Origin of the sequence: Streptomyces sp. URMC 127 (assembly GCF_051386535.1) — a bacterium.
In the GTDB taxonomy this organism is placed as follows: Bacteria; Actinomycetota; Actinomycetes; order Streptomycetales; family Streptomycetaceae; genus Streptomyces.
The window spans coordinates 1-17,449 of the sequence record NZ_JBPQTW010000140.1; the positions used below are offsets into that span (position 1 = coordinate 1).

Here is a 17,449-nt window from a genome sequence, read left to right on the forward strand (position 1 = left end):
GGGGAGGGGAGGCTTCCGGCCCGCGGTGGAGCCGGCTCCGGTTCCGCCGGGCCGGATGTCCCGTATGTCCGCGGCAATTCCGGTGAATGTTCGACCACTGCAGGGCAGTCTGACTGTGTGGCCACACTGAACCAGCAGCCCCAAGTCGCTCCCGACGCACCGCACATGGTGGTGTGCGGCGACGACGGGCTCGTGCACCGGCTCGCCGCCGAGCTCTCCGGCGTGTACGGCGAGCGCGTCACCGTCGTCCTGCCGCCGGCGCGCGAGGCCCGGCGGCGCCCCGCGCCCATGGTCGGCCGCGCCGCGGCCCTCTTCGGGCGCGTCACCGGGGCCGTCGGCCGCGCCGGCGGCCCCGACCGCAACGGCACCGGGCCGGCCGGCAGCGGTCTCGTCCGGGTCGTGGAGTCCGCCGAGCCCGACGAGGACGCCTTCACCGAGGCGCAGGTGGGCCGGGCCACGGCGCTCGCCCTCGTCTACGACGACGACGAGACCAACGTCCAGGCGGCGCTGCTCGCCCGCCGCCTCAACCCGCGCGTCCGGCTCGTCATCCGCCTCTACAACCGGCGGCTCGGGCAGCACCTGGAAGAAGTCCTCGACCAGGCCGCCCTGCTGGCCGCGGCCACGCAGGACTCCGAGCCCGTCACGGACGCCACCACCACCGTCCTGTCGGACGCGGACACCGCCGCCCCCGTCCTCGTCACCGCCGCCGTCTCCGGGCACAGCCGGGTCTTCGACGTCGGCGGGCGGCTCCTGCGGGCCGCGGAACGGCCGCCCGTGGCGGACTCCGCCGGGCGGCCGCAGGAGCTGTGCACCATCGCCCTGCTCTCCCCGGCCCAGCGGCCCGCCGGCGCCTACGGGCCCGAGGCCGACGGGCCCCTGCTGCTGCCCGGCGCCGTGCCGCCGCCGGGCGCGGAGGGGCGATCCCGGGTCGTCCTGGAAGCGGTGCCCATCGACGTGCCGTCCGCGCCGCCGTCCCGGCCCGCCGGCCACGGCCTGCCGCTCGGCTCGTTCTTCTCCCGGCGCCTGCGCTGGGCCCTCGGACTGCTGACCGCCGCCGTGTGCGGGCTGGCCGTCGCCTCCTGGAGCGTCAGCAGCAACGACCCGACGCACGCGGTCTACCTCTCGCTGCTCGACCTCTTCGCGATCAACGAGCCCGCGATCCGGGAGGGCCACGGCCGGCAGATCCTCCAGCTCCTCTCCGGCTTCACCGGACTGCTGCTGCTCCCCCTGCTCGTGGCCGCCGCGCTCGAAGGGCTCGGAACCTTCCGCTCCGCCTCCGCGCTGCGGCGGCCGCGGCGCGGCCTGTCCGGCCACGTGGTGCTGCTCGGGCTCGGCAAGATCGGCACCCGCGTGCTGGCCCGGCTGCGCGAGCTCGGCATCCCCGTCGTGTGCGTCGAGCGCGACCCGCAGGCCCGCGGCGTCGCGCTCGCCCGCGCGCTGCGCGTCCCCACGATCATCGGTGACGTCACCGAGGAAGGCGTGCTGGAGAGCGCCAAGATCGGCCAGAGCGGCACGCTCATGGCCCTCACCAGCAGTGACATCACCAACCTGGAGGCCGCCCTGTACGCACGGGCCGTCAAGCCCGGCGTCCGCGTCGTGATGCGGCTCTACGACGACCGCTTCGCCAAGGCCGTCTACCGCACCTTGCGCGACACCTACCCGCAGGCGTGGACCCGCAGCCGCAGCGTCTCCTTCCTCGTCGCCCCCGCCTTCGCCGGCGCGATGGTGGGACGTCAGATCCTGGGCGCCGTGCCGGTGGAACGGAGCGTCGTCCTCATCGCGGCCATCGAGGTCGCCGGGCACGCCGGCCTGGAGGGGCGCGCCGCGGCCGACGCGTTCGCGCCCGGCGCGTGGCGGGTGCTCGGGCTGAGCATGGAGCGGCCGGACGCGTCCGGGCGGCAGACGGTCCTGCTGCGGGACCTTCCCGGCGGCTACGTGCTGCGCCGCCAGGACCGCGTCATCGCCGCCGCGACCCGCCAGGGCCTGGCAGACCTCCTGGGCCGCCGCCCGGTCCCCCGCCCGCGCTGAGCCGCCCCGGCTTCCGCCGCGGGGCCCCGCCCTGAGGCGGGCCCGGCACCGCCGGGTCGCGGTCATGTGGTTGCTCGCCGCCGCGGCGGAAGGAAGGCGCCGGCGCCCGGCCATGCTTCCCCGCCGCGGCGGGAACGTTCCTCCGCCGCGGCGGTGATCAGCCCCCGCGGTGGTCTCCGGCGGTGCCGTCCCGGCCTGAGGGGCGTTCGGCACCGCCGGGTCGCGGTCATGTGGCTGGTCGCCGTTGCGGCGGAAGGAAGGCGCCGGCGCCCGGCCGTGCTTCCCCGTCGCGGCGGGAACATCCCTCCGCCGCGGCGGTGATCAGCCCGCGCGGTGGTGTCCGGCGGTGCCGTCCTGGCCTGAGGGGCGTTCGGCACCGCCGGGTCGCGGTCATGTGGTTGCTCCTCCGCCGCGGCGGAGGAAAGGCGCCGGGCCCGGCTGAGGCGCGCGGCCCCCCGCCGGGCCGGGGGGATGTGCGGGCTACCACACATCCCCGGGGCGCCAGTCGCACGCCAGCGCGCCGTCCAGGTTCAGTTCCGCGCCGAGCGGGAGGACGTAGATGTAGCCGTCCTCCTCCTCCGTGCGGCGCGGGCCCGTCGGTGAGAGGACCGACGACGGGCCCCGCCACAGCTGCCAGCCCCGGCCCTCGTACAGCGGCACCGCCTCGTCCGCCGCACCCAGCGCGCCCACCTCGTACGCCCCGTCCCGCAGGACCCTCTCCAGCGCCTCCATGACGGCCGAGGCGACGCCCTGCCGGCGCCGGTCCGCGCGGACGGCCACCGCCTCCACGTACCCGGCGCGCAGTGCTCGCCCGCCGTGCAGGAGCCGCCGCTGTACGAGCGAGCCGTGGCCTATGAGCTCGCCGCCGTCCCAGGCGAGGGCGTGCATGCCGCCCACGGTGTGGTCCCAGTCGTCGTCCGTGAAGTCCCCCTCGAACGCGTCGTCCATGAGCGCGCGGACCGCGGCGAGTTCCGCACCGGTCAGGCCGGAGGTGTGAGCCGTGCGTACGTCAGTCATGCGGCCATGCTGCCAGGACACGGCCGCACCGCGTCAGAGCTGCGTCAATACCGCGCCCCGCACCCCCGCGCGCCCCATATGTCCGAAAGTTTGGCCGTAAGGTCGGCCGTACGCGGCAGTGCGGGCACATCGGCACGGCCGGCCGTCACGGAGCGGCCGGACACCACCGCGTGGCGTGAAAGACAATGGGGCCATGGGACGCGGCAAGCTTCGGATCTACCTCGGCGCGGCACCGGGCGTCGGCAAGACGTACGCGATGCTCTCCGAGGCCCACCGCCGTGTCGAGCGCGGCACGGACGCCGTGGTCGGCTTCGTCGAGCACCACGGCCGGCCGCGCACCGAGGTGATGCTGCACGGCCTGGAGGAGGTGCCCCGCAGGGAGATCGCCTACCGCGGGACGGTCTTCACCGAGATGGACATCGACGCGGTCCTCGCCCGCCGCCCCGCGGTCGTCCTCGTCGACGAGCTCGCCCACACCAACGTGCCCGGCTCGCGCAACACCAAGCGCTGGCAGGACGTCGAGGAGCTGCTGCAGGCGGGCATCGACGTCGTCTCGACGGTCAACATCCAGCACCTGGAGTCGCTCGGCGACGTCGTCGAGTCCATCACCGGCGTCCGGCAGCAGGAGACCGTGCCCGACGAGGTGGTGCGCCGCGCCGACCAGATAGAGCTGGTCGACATGTCGCCGCAGGCGCTGCGCCGCCGCATGGCCCACGGGAACATCTACAAGCCCGACAAGGTCGACGCGGCCCTCTCCAACTACTTCCGGCCCGGCAACCTGACCGCGCTGCGCGAGCTCGCGCTGCTGTGGACGGCCGACCGCGTCGACGAATACCTGCGCCAGTACCGCACCGAGCACAGCGTCTCCACCATCTGGCACGCCCGCGAGCGCATCGTCGTGGGCCTCACCGGCGGCCCCGAGGGCCGCACGCTGATCCGCCGTGCGGCGCGCATGGCGGCCAAGGGCTCCGGCAGCGAGATCCTCGCCGTCTACATCGCCCGCAGCGACGGGCTCACCTCGGCGTCGCCGAAGGAGCTGGCCGTCCAGCGCACCCTGGTCGAGGACCTCGGCGGCACCTTCCACCACGTGATCGGGGACGACGTGCCCGCTTCGCTGCTGGAGTTCGCCCGCGGAGTCAACGCCACCCAGATCGTGCTCGGCTCCAGCCGGCGCAAGACCTGGCAGTACGTCTTCGGCCCCGGCGTGGGCCAGACCGTGGCCCGCGACTCGGGGCCCGACCTCGACGTGCACATCGTCACCCACGAGGAGGCCGCCAAGGGCCGCGGCCTGCCCGTGGCGCGCGGCGCCCGCCTGGGCCGCGGCCGCATCGTGGCCGGCTGGCTCACCGGCCTCGTCGGCCCCGCCCTGCTCAGCCTGCTGCTGACGCAGATCGGCCCGGACCTGGGCCTCGCCAACGACATGCTGCTGTTCCTGTGCATGACGGTGGCCGCGGCCCTCCTCGGCGGCCTGCTGCCCGCCCTCGCCTCGGCGGCCTTCGGCTCGCTGCTGCTGAACTACTACTTCGTCGAGCCCCTCCACCGCTGGACGATCACCGATCCCAAGAACATCGTCGCCATCGCGATCTTCGTCTTCGTCGCGGTCGCCGTGGCGTCCACGGTGGACATCGCCGCCCGCCGCACCCACCAGGCGGCCCGGCTGCGCGCCGAGTCCGAGATCCTCTCCTTCCTCGCCGGCAGCGTGCTGCGCGGCGACACCAGCCTGGAGGCGCTGCTGGAGCGGGTCCGGGAGACCTTCGCCATGGAGTCCGTCGCCCTGCTGGAGCGCGCCAGCGAGGTCGACCCGTGGACGTGCGCTGCCAGCGTCGTGACCAGCTCGGGCAAGCCCCTGCTGCGGCCCGAGGACGCCGACGTCGACATGCCCGTCGGCGACAACATGGCGCTCGCCCTCTCCGGCCGGGTCCTGCCCGCCGAGGACCGCCGCGTGCTCGCGGCCTTCGCCGCGCAGGCCGCGGTCGTCCTGGACCGGCAGCGGCTGGTCGGCGAGGCCGAGCGGGCCCGCCGCCTGGACGAGGGCAACCGCATCCGCGTCGCCCTGCTCGCCGCCGTCAGCCACGACCTGCGCACCCCGCTCGCCGCGATCAAGGCCGCGGTGACGTCCCTGCGCTCGGACGACGTGGCCTGGTCCGAGGAGGACGAGGCCGAGCTGCTGGCGAGCATCGAGGACGGCGCCGACCGCCTGGACCACCTCGTGGGCAACCTCCTCGACATGTCGCGCCTGCAGACCGGCACCGTCACCCCGCTGATCCGCGAGATCGACCTGGACGAGGTCGTGCCCATGGCCCTGGGCGGCGTCCCCGAGGGCAGCGTCACCCTCGACATCCCCGAGTCGCTGCCGATGGTCGCCGTCGACCCGGGCCTGCTGGAGCGCAGCGTCGCCAACGTCGTCGAGAATGCCGTCAAGTACAGTCCCGGCGGGACGCCGGTCCACGTCTCCGCCAGTGCCCTCGGTGACCGGGTCGAGGTGCGGGTGGCCGACCGCGGCCCCGGTGTCCCCGACAGCGCCAAGGACCGCATCTTCGAGCCCTTCCAGCGCTACGGGGACGCGCCGCGCGGGGCCGGCGTGGGCCTCGGCCTGGCCGTCGCCCGGGGCTTCGCCGAGGCCATGGGCGGCACGCTCGCCGCCGAGGACACTCCCGGCGGCGGCATGACGATGGTGCTCACCCTGCGGGCCGCCGCGGGGGTCGCCCCCGTCCGCGCGGACCTCCCGGCGCAGGCCACCTCGTGAGCCGCGCCGGACGCCCCCGGCGCCCGCGCGCCGGCAGACCAGCAGTCCCCGACTCCGGGCCCCGTGGACGGGCCCGCACGACCAGCAGAGGTGGTTACCGATGAACCGGGTGCTCGTGGTGGATGACGAGCCGCAGATCGTCCGCGCCCTCGTGATCAACCTCAAGGCGCGGAAGTACGAGGTCGACGCCGCGCCCGACGGCGCGACCGCGCTCCAGCTCGCCGCCGCCCGCCACCCCGACGTGGTCATCCTCGACCTCGGCCTGCCCGACATGGACGGCGTGGAGGTGATCAAGGGCCTGCGGGGCTGGACCCGGGTCCCGATCCTGGTCCTGTCCGCCCGCCACACCTCCGACGAGAAGGTCGAGGCGCTGGACGCCGGCGCCGACGACTACGTGACCAAGCCGTTCGGCATGGACGAGCTGCTGGCCCGGCTGCGGGCCGCGGTGCGGCGCGCCGAGCCGACGGGGCCCGCGGCGGCGGGGGACGACGCGATCGTCGAGACGGAGGTCTTCACCGTCGACCTCGCGGCGAAGAAGGTCAACCGGGAGGGGCGGGACGTCCGGCTGACGCCGACGGAGTGGCACCTGCTGGAGGTCCTGGTTCGCAATACGGGCCGTCTCGTGAGCCAGAAGCAGCTGCTCCAGGAGGTCTGGGGCCCGTCGTACGGCACGGAGACGAACTATCTGCGGGTGTACATGGCGCAGCTGCGGCGGAAGCTGGAGCGGGACCCGTCCCACCCGAAGCACTTCATTACGGAGCCGGGGATGGGGTACCGCTTCGAGATGTGAGCCCCGGGGCTCCGCCCCGGGCCCCGCTCGTGGGGCGGAACCCCGCCCGGAGGGCTGCCGGTACGCTGGGTTCATGAGTGCCGTACCCCGTTCCGAGAAGCCGACCGGCCGTTTCCGCCGGATGCTCGACCGGCTGTCCTCCTCCCAGGAGGAGCTGCACGACGCGGAGCTGCAGCAGGACACGGAGGCCGCGGGCTGCACGCGGATATGCGACTGCGACGACCGCCAGATAGTCAAGGTCACCGGTACGCTGCGGACCGTCACTCTGCGTCCGCGCGCCGGTGTTCCCGCTCTGGAGGCCGAGCTGTTCGACGGCTCGGCCGCGCTCGACGTCGTGTGGCTCGGCCGTCGTTCCATCGTCGGCATAGAGCCCGGCCGTAAGCTGATCGCCTCCGGCCGGATCTCGATGAGCCGCGGCCGCCGGGTGCTGTTCAATCCCAAGTACGAACTCCGACCGCTCGGACAGGAGTAGCGGGTGACGTCTCTCGACAAGCCGATCGCGGACCAGCAGGGAACGGGCGGCGGCGGTGACGCCGACGCGTCGGCGGCCACCAAGGCGGCCCTCTTCGAGGCCTTCGGCGGGGTGCGGGGCATGGTCGAGACGACCGTGCCGGGCCTGGTCTTCGTGGCGATCTTCACCGTCAAGCGGGACATCCACACCGCGGCCATCGCCGCGCTGGGCCTCTCCCTGCTGATGGGCATCGCCCGGCTGCTGCGCAAGGACACCGTCAAGCACGCCTTCAGCGGCGTCTTCGGGGTCGCCATCGGCGCGGTCTTCGCGATGATGACCGGCGATGCCAAGAACTTCCACCTGCCGGGCATGCTCTACACGCTGGGCCTGGCGGTGGCGTACATCGTCACGTCCCTGGCGGGCTATCCGCTGCTGGGACTGATCCTGGGCCCGGTGTTCAAGGAGAACCTCTCCTGGCGGACCCGCAACCCCGGCCGCAAGGTCGCCTACACCAAGGCGAGCTGGGCCTGGGGCCTGATCCTGCTCGCCAAGTCGGCGATCCTCTTCCCCCTGTACTGGTGGGGCGACGCCACCGAGCTCGGCTGGGTGAAGGTGGCCCTCGGCATTCCGCCGATGCTGCTGTCGGTCTACCTGACCTGGATCTTCCTGGCCAAGGCGCCGCCGCCGATCGACGTGATCGCGGAGATGGAAGCGGCGGAGGCGGCGGAAGCCGCGGAGCGCGCCGAAGGCGCGGAGAGCAGCAAGGCCCTGAGCTGAGGGCCGTCTGTGGCTGGTCGCGCAGTTCCCCGCGCCCCTGACGGGGCGCATACGAAACGCCGGGCGGGCTCGTTCTCCGAGCCCGCCCGGCGTTCGTGCGTACGAGCGGCGGCTACGCCTCCCGCGTCGCCGACAGCAGGTCCTCCAGCTGCTCCTCCCGCGCCGGTGCGGCCACGAACAGCAGCTCGTCGCCCGCCTCCAGCGCGTCCTCCCGGTTGGGCGTGAGGACGCGGTTGCCGCGGATGATCGTGACGAGCGAGGTGTCGTCCGGCCAGTCCACGTCCCCGACCCGGGTGCCGGCCAGCGCCGACTCCGGCGGCAGGGTCAGCTCGACGAGGTTCGCGTCGCCCTGGCTGAAGCGCATCAGCCGCACCAGGTCGCCGACGCTCACGGCCTCCTCGACCAGCGCCGACATCAGGCGCGGCGTGGACACGGCCACGTCGACGCCCCAGGACTCGTTGAAGAGCCACTCGTTCTTGGGGTTGTTCACCCGGGCCACGACCCGGGGCACCCCGTACTCGGTCTTGGCGAGCAGCGAGACGACCAGGTTGACCTTGTCGTCACCCGTGGCCGCGATGACCACGTTGCAGCGCTGCAGCGCCGCCTCGTCCAGCGAGGTGATCTCGCAGGCGTCGGCCAGCAGCCACTCGGCGAGCGGCACCCGCTCGACCGAGATGGCGGTCGGGGCCTTGTCGACGAGCAGGACCTCGTGGCCGTTCTCCAGCAGCTCGCCCGCGATGGAGCGGCCGACGGCGCCGGCACCGGCAATGGCGACCCTCATCAGTGCGCCTCCTCGGGGCCGTGGGCGAACGCCGCCTCGACCTTCTCGACCTCGTCGGTGCGCATCATCACGTGCACCAGATCGCCTTCCTGCAGCACCGTGGAGGACGACGGCAGCATCGCCTCACCCAGCCGGGTGAGGAACGCCACGCGCACGCCGGTCTCCTCCTGGAGCTTGCTGATCTTGTGGCCCACCCAGGCGTCCGAGGCGGGCACCTCGGCCAGCTGGACGCCGCCGCTCGGGTCGCGCCACAGCGGCTCCGCGCCGGACGGCAGCAGCCGCCGCAGCATCTGGTCGGCCGTCCACCGGACGGTGGCCACGGTTGGGATGCCGAGCCGCTGGTAGACCTCGGCGCGCCGCGGGTCGTAGATCCGCGCGGCCACGTTCTCGACGCCGAACATCTCGCGGGCCACCCGGGCCGCGATGATGTTGGAGTTGTCGCCGCTGCTGACGGCCGCGAACGCGCCCGCCTCCTCGATGCCCGCCTCGCGCAGGGTGTCCTGGTCGAAGCCGACGCCGGTCACGCGGCGGCCGCCGAACCCGGAGCCCAGGCGGCGGAAGGCCGTCGGGTCCTGGTCGATCACGGCCACCGTGTGACCCTGCTGCTCAAGGGTCTGGGCGAGGGCCGAGCCCACACGACCGCAACCCATGATCACAATGTGCACGACGCTTACCCCACGCTCCGGACTACCGCGCTGACCTGCACCAACAACCTGCTCACGTGTTCCTTCCCGGTTTTGCGCACCGCGTGGCCGAATCCGAATGCTTGCCCGCGGTCCCCGGCACGGGCAGCCGCAGGGGGCCCGTCCGCGCCGGGTGCACGGCACCACCGTATCCGCAACGCCCGGCGCCGCTCCGACCCCGTCCGCCGAGTGGCCCCCCGCGCCGCCGCCGGGGTGGTGGTCCGGGCACACCCCGGGGCCCCTCCGGGCGGCCGCGAGGGGCGTCGCGGGCCGCCCGGTGGTGGTGGGACCACCATCTGAAGGGGCACGCGGGTGGCCTTGACACCTGGGCGGCGGGGGGTGCGCGGCAGGACCGTGGAGAGAACCACCCAGCTGCCGAGATGGGGGATTGACGATGAGTGGTGTTGCTCTCTACCCGCGGACCGCCGGGCCCGCCGTTCCCGCCCCGGCCTGCCCCGAGACCCGCCCCGGATCCCAGGACGACGTACTGGCCGAGCTGTGCGCCGCGCTCTTCGCCTCCCTGCCGCGCAGCGACCAGCGGCGCCGGGGCGAGGCCTACGTGCGCGGCCTGCTGGGCACCCGGGGCCGCAAGTCCATCCGCAACATCGCCGCGCTCATCGGCGGCCAGGCCGCCGAGCAGAGCCTGCACCACTTCATCTCCAGCTCCACCTGGGACTGGGCCCCCGTGCGCCGCGCCCTCGCCCACTACCTCACCCGGGTCTCGCCGCCGCACGCGTGGGTGCTGCGCCCCATGGTCATCCCCAAGGCGGGCGACAACTCCGTGGGCGTCGACCGGCGCTTCTGCCCCGCCGTCGGCCAGGTCCTCAACGCGCAGGAGGCCGTGGGCGTCTGGGCCGCCTCCGCCGAGCGCAGCACCCCCGTCAACTGGCGGCTGCACCTCTCCGACGCCTGGCTGCAGGACGGGCTCCGGCGCGGCCAGGCCTCCATCCCCGACTCGATCCGCCCGGAGACCCTGGGGGAGTGCACGGTCGAGGCCTACGCGGGCATGATGCGCGACTGGGGGCTGCCGCTGCGCCCGCTGGTGCTGGACGCCCGCGACATGGACGCCCCCGCGGCCCTGCTGCGGCTGCGCGCCTGCGGCCTGCCGGCCATGCTGCGCATCAGCCACTCGCTGCGGCTCACGGTCTCGGGCCCCGCCGCGGCGGGCCGCGGCTCCGAGGCGCTGCCGGCCCACCAGATCCTCGGCGCGGCCCGCGACATGCGGCGCCCGGTGATGTGGCGCGACCACGGCCCCGCGCGGGTCGTGCGGACCTCGCTGACCGCGGCCGTCCGCGTGGGGCTGCCGGCGCTGCGCGCGGCGTCCGTGCCCGCCCCGGCGCGGCGCCGGGAGTTACTCCTGCTCGGCGTGGGGGAGAACGGCCGCCGCTGGCCGGCCGAGCTGTGGCTGACGGACATGGTCAACGTGCCGCCCGCCGCCCTCGTCCGGCTGGGCAAGCTCCTGGACCGGGTCGACCGGGACTTCACCGAGATCGCGGACGAGGTCGGCATCCGGGACTTCGCGGGCCGCTCGTTCAGCGGCTGGCACCGGCACGTCACGCTCGCCTCCGCCGCCCACGCCGTGGCCGCGCTCACCGGCGGGCCGGAGGAGCGCCCGCGGCTCGGCTACGTCTCCTGAGCCTCCGGGGGGCCGCCGCCCTCGGCGGGCGCCGCCCGCTCGCCCAGTCGCAGGCTGTGCCGCACCCGGAAGACCCGCAGGGCCAGCTGCACCTCCAGGGCGCGCTCGGGCTGCTGCCACTGCGGCCCCAGCAGCTCGCTGATCCGCTCCAGGCGCCGGGCCACCGTATTGGGGTGCACATGAAGCTTCTTGGCCGCGTTCGTCGGGCTGCCGCCCGCCTCGAAGTACGTCTCCAGCGTGCGCGTCAGATCGGTGAACCGCTGCTGGTCGTAGTCGATCACCGGCCCGATGGCCGAGTCGACGAACCCCTCGACGTCGTGGTTGTCGGAGAGCAGCACCCCGAGGAAGCCCAGCTCGCGCACCGACGCCGACCGGCCGATCACCCCGAGCGAGGTCATCGCGTCCAGGCAGCGCAGCGCCTCCTGGAAGGCGTGGTGGACGGACGCGGACCCCGTGACCGGGCCGGCCGAGCTCACCGTCACGGGGTGGCCGAGCAGCGGCGACAGCTCGGCGGAGACGGCGCGCCCCGCCCCGCCCGCGTCGGTGCCCGGCAGCAGCAGCACGGCGCATCCATTGTTCATGCTCTTCAGCCCGCTGAGCCGGTGCGCGTACGACGACGCCCAGATCGCCGTCTTGCCGCGGGCGTCGCCCTCGGGCCGCGCCACGACCACGACGTGCGGCTTGCCCAGGTCGATGCCCAGCCGCCGCGCGTGCGCCTCCAGCTGGTGGGGCGGCCGCTGCGGGCTGGCCAGCAGGTCGGCGAGGAAGTCGTCGCGGACCTGCCCCTCCGCGATCGCCGTGCGGCTGCTCTCCACCAGCAGCTGTACGGCCATGACCTGCGCGACCAGCCGCAGCAGCCGCTCGTCCTGGACGGCGCCCGGGCGGTCGGGGCGCAGCAGCAGCGTGCCGAGGTTGCTGCCGGTGCCGGCGGAGATCGGCACGGCCCACAGCCCGTCGTCGAGGGCGACGGGCTCGCGCGCGGCGTGGGCGTCCATGGCGGCGGGCACGAGCAGCGCCTCGGGGTCCGCGCCCTCGTCCCGCACGTGCCCCGAGGCGCACAGGATCGTGCCGTTGGCGGCGCACACCTGGACGGCGGCGTTCAGCTCGGCGGCCGACGCCCGGGCCAGGGCGTCCAGGTCGCAGTCGGCCAGCACCAGCTGGATCAGCCGGTGCTGGGTGTCGCTGAGCTCCTGCGCGCTGCGCAGCCCCGCCTCGACCCGCGTGGAGTGCTGCTCCAGCTCGGCGACCAGGGCCGTGGTGCGGTCCAGCAGCTCGGCCTTCTCTATGGCCACGCCCGCGAGGTCGCCCAGGGAGCTGAGCAGCGCTATCTCGTCGGTGGTGAAGTGCCGGACCTTGCGCTCGGCCACGTACAGGGTGCCGAAGGGGCGCGCGCCGCGGTTCAGCGGGACGGCGAGGACGGCCTGCAGCCCCTCGGCCTTGACCACGTAGTCGATGTCGCCGCTGTGCTGGATGCGCTCGTCGGCGAGGTAGTCCGGCGTCCAGAACGGGGAGGGGTTGGACATCACGGCGGAGCCCAGCCCGCTGCCGCCGGGCAGCCGCAGGCCCACGTTGAACGCGGTGGTGTGCCCGTCGGAGGCGCGGATGGTGACGTACCGTTCCCCCTCGTCGTACATTCCGATGTACGACATGTCGACGGCGAGCAGCAGCCGGGCGCGCCGCAGGATGACCTTCAGCAGGGTGTCGAGGTCGTGGGGGGTGGCCAGGTCGCGCGCGGTGTCGACCAGGGCCGACAGCCCGGCCTCCCGCTGCTGCTGACGCTCGGTCCAGGTCCGGATGGTCAGCCCGAGCTGGACCGCCCGGTCGAGCCGGGCGAGGACCCCGGCGCTCGCACCGGAAGCGCGGACGCGTTCGGCGAGGGCTTCGTATTCGGGGGCCGGAGCTCCGGCGGCCAATAGCTCAAGCACGGCGAATATGCCGTCCTCGGACATGCCTTGCGACACGATGCCCCCCGGGTCCGGTGCGCTCTGCCGCACGGATAGAGCCGCGGCACGGTATGCCGGGAAGCTATGCACAGCGCCCGCGGCGCGTCAACCGCCGCCGATCAAGGCGGGGGCAACGGCGGGCGGCGGCCCCGCGCGGTGGTGTCCGGACCACCGCCGAAACTCGTGGGTGTGTTACTGGATCACCTTCCTCTTTAGCGTCCCTATAGGTGAAGGTTGATGAACACCCGGCGCGTCGCCGGGAGTTGTCGCCGATTCAGGGGGCTCGGTATGACGGGGGCACGCGACTACAGACTCTCTCTCGAACGCAGCCGTCAAGCGCTCGTGCGGGAGGACCGGCCGGCCGCTTTCACGATGTGCGGCCGCGAGTGGGACCTCTTACCGGAAGTATTTGCTCCGATTTACTCGCCGGCGACGGAAATCACGCTGGCCTTCCTGGACCTTACGGGAAAGGCCGCCGCATCATCCGTCCTGCGCCGGGGATCACTCCTGGAGATCGGGTGCGGCACCGGCGTCGTGGCGGTGGCGGCCGCACTGGCGGGCTGCACGCGGGTCCTCGCGACCGACATCAATCCCGCCGCGGTGCTGAACACCGAGATGAACGCGGCCCGGCACGGAGTGCCGGACAGGGTCCGCGGCCGGCACAGCGACCTCTTCGAAAGCCTCGGTGACCACGAGGGATTCGACACGGTCTTCTGGCACTCCAATTTCGTGCTCGCACCACCGGACTACCGGCCCAGGACCATGCACGAGAGGGCGTACGTCGACCCCGGCTACGCGGCGCACCGCCGCTTCCTGGAACAGGCGCCGGACCGGCTCGCCCCGGGCGGCCGGGTCCTGCTGCACTTCAGCACCAGGGGGGACGTGCCCGCCCTGCGCCGGATCGCCGGCGCGTGCGGCCGCCGGCTGGACGTGATCCGCCGCACCGTCGTACGGGAAGGCCCGTACGAGGTCGAGCACATGCTGATGGAAGTGACGCCGGCGGCGGATTCGGTCCGCCGCCCGGAAGTCGTCCGATAACGCCGAAACGGGGGAAACGTGCGTACGTTATTAGTCGACAACTACGACTCCTTCACCTACAACCTGTTCCACTACCTGGCCGAGGTGAACGGCCGCGAACCGGAAGTGGTGGCCAACGACGACCGCACCTGGCGGCATAAACACCTCGCCGAATTCGACAACGTCGTCCTCTCGCCCGGCCCGGGAACGCCGGAACGCGAGGCGGACTTCGGCATCTGCACGGAAATCCTGCGCCACGGCGCCGTCCCCACGCTCGGCGTCTGCCTGGGCCACCAGGGCATCGCACTGCTGTACGGGGGCGAAGTCGGCCGGGCGCCGGAGCCGTACCACGGCAGGGTGTCGCCGGTCGTCCACGAGGGCACGGGCCTGTTCGAGGGGCTGCCGTCCCCCTTTCCGGCCGTGCGCTACCACTCGCTGGCCGCGCGCCGGCTGCCGCCCGTCCTGGAGGTCACGGCACGGACACCCGACGGCATCGTGATGGGGCTGCGGCACCGGGAGCGCCCGCTGTGGGGCGTGCAGTTCCACCCGGAGTCGATCGGAAGCGAGCACGGACACCGCATTCTGGACAACTTCCGAAGGCTGAGCGAAGACAGGCAAAGGACGATCCCCGCAACACCGGCACCAACGCCCCCGCAAAGGAAGGCGGAACCGACCCGCAACCTCCGCATCCTGACGGCAGCCCTGCCGACGGCCTGGGACGACGAGGTGGCCTTCGACCGCCTGTTCCGCAGGGGACCGCACGCGTACTGGCTGGACAGCAGCAGCCGGGACGAGTGGACCGGCAGGTTCTCGGTCATGGGGAACGCGTCCGGTCCCCTGGCCCGCACCGCCACCGCCGACGTCCACAGCAGCACGGTGACGGTCCGCTCGCGGCACACCACCGAACTGATCACCGGCAGGTTCCTCGACTGGCTCGACAGCGACCTGCGGGCGACCCGCACCGAAGCCCCTCCGCTCCCCTTCGACTTCGCGCTCGGCTGGGTGGGCTACCTCGGCTACGGGCTGAAGGCCGAGTGCGGGGGCGAGCCGGGCCACCGCCCCGACGAGCCCGACGCCGTCATGGTCTTCGCGGACCGGGCCCTCGTCCTCGACCACGCGACCGGCACCACCCACCTCCTCGCCCTCGCCGAGGACGGCGACGAGTCCGCGGCCCGCGCCTGGCTCGACACCACGGCCCGCAGGCTCGCGGCCCTCACCGGCCTCGGCCCCTTCCCGGCCCGCCGGCCCGGCACCTTCGGCGCCCTGGAACTGCGCCACGACCGGGACGCGTACCTGCGGCTGATCGACACCTGCCAGGAGCAGATCGCGGCGGGCGAGTCGTACGAGATCTGCCTGACCAACATGGCCGAGGCGGCCGGCACCCTGGACCCCTGGGACGGCTACCGCTACCTGCGCCGCACCAGCCCCGCCCCCTTCGGCGCGCTGCTGTCGTTCGGCAGCACCTCGGTCCTCAGCACCTCGCCCGAACGCTTCCTGCGCATCGACCGCGAGGGCCGCGCCGAATCCCGGCCGATCAAGGGCACCCGCCCCCGCGGCGCGACCCCGCAGGAGGACGCCCGCCTGGCCGAGGACCTCGCGACCGACGAGAAGGACCGCGCCGAGAACCTGATGATCGTGGACCTGGTCCGCAACGACCTGGGCCGCTGCGCGCGGATCGGCTCCGTCGAGGCCGGCGACGTCTTCCGCGTGGAGAGCTACGCGAAGGCGCACCAACTGGTGAGCACGGTAAGGGCAGAACTCAAGGAGAGCTGCTCCGCGGTCGACTGCGTGAGGGCGGCCTTCCCGCCGGGCTCGATGACGGGAGCGCCCAAGATCCGCACGATGCAGATCATCGACGCCCTGGAAGAGGGCCCGCGGGGCGTCTACTCGGGGGCGATCGGCTACTTCTCCCTGACGGGGGCGGCGGACTTGAGCGTGGTGATCCGCACGGTCGTGGCAACGCCGCAACGCATCCGCTACGGGGTGGGGGGCGCGATCATCGCCCTCTCCGACCCGGAAGACGAGTACGAGGAGACGGCGGTGAAGGCAGCACCGCTGACAACCCTCACGGGAAAGCGGTTCCCGTCCTGCAGGCCGACGAGGGACACGGTGGGTATCTGACCGCCCACCGGGGGGCCGGAGGACGACGAGACAGGAGGGGCCGGGGCCGTACCCACCACGGACCGGCACCCTCACCCCGCACCGCCCCCCAGCCGGGCAGCCACCGCCCCCCGCAACGCCCGCCAGGAGGACACCCCGTGCGCAACGCCGTCCGCCTCCAGCTTCTTCGCGACCTCCGTCAGCGACACCCCGCACCGCTCCAGCCGCGCGACCGCCGCCCGGGCCGCACCGTCCTGCCCGGTCAGCGTGTCGCCGCGCAGCCGCCCCCGCTCCACGACGGCCTCCAGCGCGGCCGGGGACATGGCACTGACGGTGCCCCAGGCGACGAACGACTCCACGTACGGGACACCGGCGGCATCGGAGCCGACGGACCACATCAGCCGCTGCGGCCGCGCCCCGGCGGCAGCCAGAACCCGCCACCGCGCGCTCCCGAGCCCTTCCTCGTACCGCTGGTAGACGAGCCGGGCGACGGCGAGGGCGGCCGTCCCGCGCAGTTCGGGGCCGGCTCCGGCCGCCCGCAGCCGCGCGTCGGCCCCGGCGTCGATCCGGGCCACGGGCAGGGCGGCGAGCGAGGGGATCACGGACAGATCGAGGCCGGCGTCACGGGCCCGCTCCAGGCCCGTGAACCACGCCTCGACGACCTGCTCGTAGCGCTGGACGGAGAAGATCCCGGTGAGGTGCACGCCGATGCCGCGGGCGAGGCACTCGCCGGCGGCGGCGAGCCCGTCGTCCGTGGCGGGGAGCCGCACCAGGGCGTTGGGCCGGCAGGCCGCCCGGTGCAGGGCGACCGCGGAGTCGGCCAGGGCCCCGGCGCACCCGCCGGGGTAGCCGACGGGGTCCATGGAGACGTGCCCGTCGAGCCCTTGCGTTGCGGTGAAAACCGGCCGCAGCTCGTCGCAGGCGGTCCGCAGGTCGTACGCGCACAGCGCCTGGACGGCGGTCGTCAGGGGCACGGACCGGCAGGCGAGGTGGGACAGCTGCTGGGCGTAGGACGTGCCGCCGGCCACCTCGGCGGCGAGCGCACCGGGGCCGGTCGTGGCCCCCCGGACCCGGCCGGCGGCGACGAGGCGGGTCAGCGTGCCGGAGGTGAGGAGCGAGCGGTGGAGGCCGTCGAGCCAGGGGGAGACGCCTTCGGCGAGGAGTTCACGCAGGACCTCGCCACCCGACGTCACCGTGCGCTCTCCCATGACAGGGTCGCCCCCTCTCCGGACGGTCCGCGGAAAAACCTAGGGCAGAGGGCACGACAGTAAAGCGAAAGAGGGGCGGGGAAGAACAGCCCGCGCGTACTCCGTCAACTTGGCAAGAACGGGGCCTTGACAGCCATGTGATGGAGTCGGGGGCCATCTGACGGAGTGGGGAAGGGGGCGTTGGCGGAACGGGGAGCGCCCCGGACGATCGAGTCGCGCGCAGGAGCAGGCACCGACCTGACCGCTCACCCCCCACAACCCCACTCCCACAC

The 17,449-nt window shown here is 73.6% G+C and carries 13 protein-coding genes; 8 read left to right on the top strand and 5 right to left on the bottom strand.

Going from position 1 to position 17,449, the window contains the following annotated elements; genetic code table 11:
* Nucleotides 1–165 precede the first annotated feature (165 nt).
* Nucleotides 166–2,028, top strand: a complete 1,863-nt coding sequence (locus ACSNOH_RS23970; protein WP_436723503.1) for an NAD-binding protein — start codon at nt 166–168, stop codon at nt 2,026–2,028.
* Nucleotides 2,029–2,508: 480 nt separating this feature from the next.
* Here the strand turns inward: ACSNOH_RS23970 and ACSNOH_RS23975 are convergent, their stop codons facing one another.
* Nucleotides 2,509–3,045 (bottom strand): GNAT family N-acetyltransferase, encoded by a 537-nt coding sequence (locus ACSNOH_RS23975; protein ID WP_436723492.1) that lies wholly within the window; start codon nt 3,043–3,045, stop codon nt 2,509–2,511.
* 193 nt (nt 3,046–3,238) lie between these two features.
* Between ACSNOH_RS23975 and ACSNOH_RS23980 the strand changes: the two genes are divergently transcribed.
* The 4 genes from ACSNOH_RS23980 (at nt 3,239) to ACSNOH_RS23995 (ending at nt 7,809) form a co-directional block, all read left to right on the top strand.
* Entirely contained in the window at nt 3,239–5,791 is a 2,553-nt protein-coding gene (locus ACSNOH_RS23980) for an ATP-binding protein (RefSeq protein WP_436723493.1), read from the top strand.
* A gap of 100 nt (nt 5,792–5,891) precedes the next feature.
* On the top strand, nt 5,892–6,581 hold the full coding sequence (locus tag ACSNOH_RS23985) for a response regulator (protein ID WP_030366096.1): 690 nt from the start codon (nt 5,892–5,894) through the stop codon (nt 6,579–6,581).
* Nucleotides 6,582–6,654: 73 nt separating this feature from the next.
* Nucleotides 6,655–7,053 (top strand): OB-fold nucleic acid binding domain-containing protein, encoded by a 399-nt coding sequence (locus ACSNOH_RS23990; protein ID WP_436723494.1) that lies wholly within the window; start codon nt 6,655–6,657, stop codon nt 7,051–7,053.
* Between the two features lie 3 nt (nt 7,054–7,056).
* The gene (locus tag ACSNOH_RS23995) at nt 7,057–7,809 is read left to right on the top strand and encodes a DUF3159 domain-containing protein (protein ID WP_436723495.1); all 753 of its coding nucleotides are present in this window, start codon (nt 7,057–7,059) and stop codon (nt 7,807–7,809) included.
* 112 nt (nt 7,810–7,921) lie between these two features.
* Here the strand turns inward: ACSNOH_RS23995 and ACSNOH_RS24000 are convergent, their stop codons facing one another.
* Together ACSNOH_RS24000 and ACSNOH_RS24005 are read right to left on the bottom strand one after the other, a co-directional pair.
* Entirely contained in the window at nt 7,922–8,590 is a 669-nt protein-coding gene (locus ACSNOH_RS24000) for a potassium channel family protein (RefSeq protein ID WP_436723496.1), read from the bottom strand.
* A complete protein-coding gene (locus ACSNOH_RS24005) occupies nt 8,590–9,255 on the bottom strand; it encodes a potassium channel family protein (RefSeq protein ID WP_436723497.1) in 666 nt (221 codons plus the stop codon). The genes ACSNOH_RS24000 and ACSNOH_RS24005 overlap by 1 nt, the downstream gene beginning before the upstream one ends.
* Nucleotides 9,256–9,667: 412 nt before the next feature.
* Between ACSNOH_RS24005 and ACSNOH_RS24010 the strand changes: the two genes are divergently transcribed.
* Entirely contained in the window at nt 9,668–10,909 is a 1,242-nt protein-coding gene (locus tag ACSNOH_RS24010; RefSeq protein ID WP_436723498.1) for an IS701 family transposase, read from the top strand.
* On the opposite strand, the gene ACSNOH_RS24015 is transcribed toward ACSNOH_RS24010, so the two are convergent.
* On the bottom strand, nt 10,897–12,858 hold the full coding sequence (locus tag ACSNOH_RS24015) for a helix-turn-helix domain-containing protein (protein WP_436723499.1): 1,962 nt from the start codon (nt 12,856–12,858) through the stop codon (nt 10,897–10,899). The genes ACSNOH_RS24010 and ACSNOH_RS24015 overlap by 13 nt on opposite strands.
* A gap of 282 nt (nt 12,859–13,140) precedes the next feature.
* On the opposite strand from ACSNOH_RS24015, the gene ACSNOH_RS24020 reads away from it, so the two are divergent.
* Both ACSNOH_RS24020 and pabB read left to right on the top strand, forming a co-directional pair.
* Complete coding sequence (locus ACSNOH_RS24020) at nt 13,141–13,890, top strand: 50S ribosomal protein L11 methyltransferase (RefSeq protein WP_436723500.1); 750 nt, start codon at nt 13,141–13,143, stop codon at nt 13,888–13,890.
* Between the two features lie 18 nt (nt 13,891–13,908).
* Nucleotides 13,909–15,990 carry an aminodeoxychorismate synthase component I gene (gene pabB / locus ACSNOH_RS24025; RefSeq protein ID WP_436723501.1) on the top strand — a complete coding sequence of 694 codons (2,082 nt, stop codon included), beginning with the start codon at nt 13,909–13,911 and terminating at the stop codon, nt 15,988–15,990.
* Nucleotides 15,991–16,061: 71 nt separating this feature from the next.
* Here the strand turns inward: pabB and ACSNOH_RS24030 are convergent, their stop codons facing one another.
* Entirely contained in the window at nt 16,062–17,177 is a 1,116-nt protein-coding gene (locus ACSNOH_RS24030) for a transaldolase family protein (RefSeq protein ID WP_436723502.1), read from the bottom strand.
* Between the last annotated feature and the right edge of the window lie 272 nt (nt 17,178–17,449).